We start from the raw sequence: 2,832 nt of genomic DNA, 5'->3' as shown, positions 1-2,832 counted from the left end.
GAGCAGCCGTTCGTGATGGACACATCCAAGTTCGAGCGAACGTTCGGGGGCTCGGTCACGCCGCTGCGCGAGGGCGTTCGACAGACCATCGCCGCCCTGCAATCCACCCCCTGAGCGCGTGGTGCCTGCGGTGTTGGGCGCTCATGGATGGCTGAGGTTTCCTCAGCCATGCACCCGTAGAGCCGCTTTGGATAAGCTTGGTGCGGCGCACATCTGTCGCATCTCAGCCCGCGGGATCGTTTCTTCAACGACTTTGCTAGCCTTCTTCTCAGCCTCTGTGAGGATGACATCGATGTAACCAGCGGATTTTTGCCGGCATTTGGAATGTCGGAAGCTACCGTCACGGAGTAACAGACTTTTGGGCTCGCAATCAGGATGGCGTCAGCGTGGCATTGAGGGTAGGAAGTATGGGCTCCACCATACATCGAACGGGCAGCCGCATGAGCAACTTGCTCTGTGCTAAATTGGAGCACTGGAGGACACCGCGATGGTCGACGTCTTCCGAGTGCCTTTGGATGTCACGTACGCGATTGTTGGTGGCGTACCGCCAATGGCGGAACATCTCGCGCGATGACCTTGCCGCAAAGAGTTGCATTTCCAAAGAAGACATCCGCAATCGAGGATAGCAAAAAAGACATCGAGGAGGCGATGCTGAAAAGTCTGTCCGTGGTGCTCAACGTCCCCCGGGATCAGCTGATCTGAGACCCCACTCCTCTAGAGGCACGATCTGTGCAACAGGCAGGAAAGCCGTTGCTGAACTCCTACGGCAGAGCAGGAGTGACGTGCCTTGAGAACGGCACAGTGAGATCATCACTCGAGCTAACAAAAGCACCGGCTTCGACGCTGGTTTGCGGGTACAGGCCACCCCTTCCTGGATCGGGATCAAAACGAAAATCCTTCGCCTTGTACGGTATTCGCGCGGAGAGGTGCCCTGACAGCAGCGGAACCACGAAGTCGGCCTGTTGATTTGCTAATGTAGATGAAAGCTTAGCCGCAGATAGTGCTTACAGGCTATGTTTGTTCCTGCTTTGTTCTAGCATTCGGAATTCATATGAGCTAAGGTCAATATTCAGAATTTATAGAAGCGGAGCCGTGATGAGCATGGACAAGAACAAGGCGATCGAAACAGCGGTGGCCCAGATCGAGCGTGCCTTTGGCAAGGGCTCGATCATGCGCCTTGGCGGCGGTCAGGTTGTCGAGGTGGAGACGATTTCAACCGGCTCGCTTGGGCTCGATATTGCCCTGGGCGTCGGTGGCCTCCCGCGAGGTCGTGTGGTCGAGGTATATGGACCGGAGTCGTCTGGCAAGACAACGCTTGCACTCCAGACCATCGCCGAGGCTCAGAAAACGGGTGGCGTTTGCGGCTTTATCGATGCCGAACATGCACTGGATCCGGTTTACGCCCGCAAGCTCGGCGTCAGCCTCGATGATCTCCTGATCTCTCAGCCGGACAACGGCGAGCAGGCGCTCGAGATTGCCGATACTTTGATCCGCTCAGGCTCTGTCGATGTGCTCGTCGTCGACTCGGTGGCGGCGCTGACGCCGAAGGCCGAGATCGAGGGCGAGATGGGCGAGAGCCGTCCCGGTCTTCAGGCTCGCCTGATGAGCCAGGCTCTACGCAAGCTCACCGGTTCGATCAGCCGCACAAAGACGATGGTGATCTTCATCAACCAGATCCGCATGAAGATCGGCGTCATGTACGGCTCGCCGGAGACGACCACCGGCGGCAACGCGCTCAAGTTCTATGCCTCCGTGCGCCTCGATATCCGCCGCACGTCCACTCTGAAGGACCGGGATGAGCCGATCGGCAACCAGGTGCGGGTAAAAGTGGTCAAGAACAAGGTCGCTCCGCCTTTCAAGCAGGTCGAGTTCGATATCATGTTCGGTGAAGGCATCTCGAAGATGGGCGAGCTGATCGACCTCGGCGTGAAGGCGAACGTGGTGGAGAAGTCCGGCGCGTGGTTCTCCTACGACAGTCAGCGCCTGGGCCAGGGCCGCGAGAACGCCAAGACCTCCCTGAAGGACAATCCCGAGATTGCAGCAGCGATCGAGGCAAAGATTCGTCAGAACGCTGGTCTGCTGATGGCTGAGTTGCAGGCCAACGATACAGCCGATGCTCCGGCAGATGATGCAGCACTAGTCTGAACGAGGAATGCCCGTCCTGGTAGGCTAGCGATGTGAGATCGAGTTGGCCCACATGATGCGCAAGCAGCAGGCGAACTATGTCCGCAATCTGAGCTTGTCACGTTGCGGAGGTTGGCCGAGATGAGAATCCCCAGATATCTCTCGCTATGCCGCAACACCCGCAGCTTCGCGCCACGTGGCGAACGCCTCGGCTCGGAGGAGCCGGTGCGTTTCGGCAGTGGTGAGGTGACGGGGAACAGTGAACGTGTTGTAGATAGCGGCATGCATTGACAGGAACCGCTGCGCTGAGTGTCACTGAGCATTTTGGCGTGAGACAGCCGATTCAATGATTTCAGAGACTTAGTCGCTGCGCTGAGACAAACCTTTGGGCATTTAACGTGAGATTCTCGTTGGCCTTGAGCATTTAATGGGAGATTACGGCTCACAAACGTTGCCTGGATTTGAAGCGGAGTGAGCCTGGCGGGCAACCATCAATCCAAGCGTTTGAGCGCGGATCAATGCCAAGCACTGCATATGTTAGCCGGAATGGAGCAGGGCAGGGGAATTCCCGAAGCCGTCTTACATGGGCAGACCGTATGTTCGTTGCCGGCGGAGGTGGCTCGTCCACACTATGCGATGAGCGAGGGTTGCGCCGGATGGGCCGGTGCCGAGCCTCCCGCACAGGGGACGAGCCATGCAGCAGAATAG

Annotated in this window: 1 protein-coding gene and 1 pseudogene; one reads left to right on the top strand and one right to left on the bottom strand. The window is 57.8% G+C overall.

The genetic code is table 11. The features are described from left to right. The first annotated feature begins 1,101 nt into the window (after positions 1-1,101). Positions 1,102-2,145, top strand: coding sequence for a recombinase RecA (recA, locus tag ACS5Q1_RS47380; RefSeq protein WP_473104701.1), 1,044 nt, complete (start codon positions 1,102-1,104; stop codon positions 2,143-2,145). A 144-nt stretch (positions 2,146-2,289) separates the two neighbouring features. Here recA and ACS5Q1_RS47375 read toward each other — a convergent pair. Further along, positions 2,290-2,433: pseudogene (locus ACS5Q1_RS47375) on the bottom strand (IS6 family transposase); the annotation flags it as partial. Positions 2,434-2,832: the final 399 nt, after the last annotated feature.

The organism is Microvirga sp. GN3, assembly GCF_055792825.1.
The sequence above is the reverse complement of the archived record's forward strand: the minus strand, read 5'-3'. Positions and strand labels throughout refer to the sequence as shown.

What these genes read in the sequence shown, in the direction of transcription:
- recA (WP_473104701.1), top strand. Translation starts at nt 1,102, where the DNA reads ATGGACAAGAACAAGGCGATCGAAACAGCGGTGGCCCAGATCGAGCGT.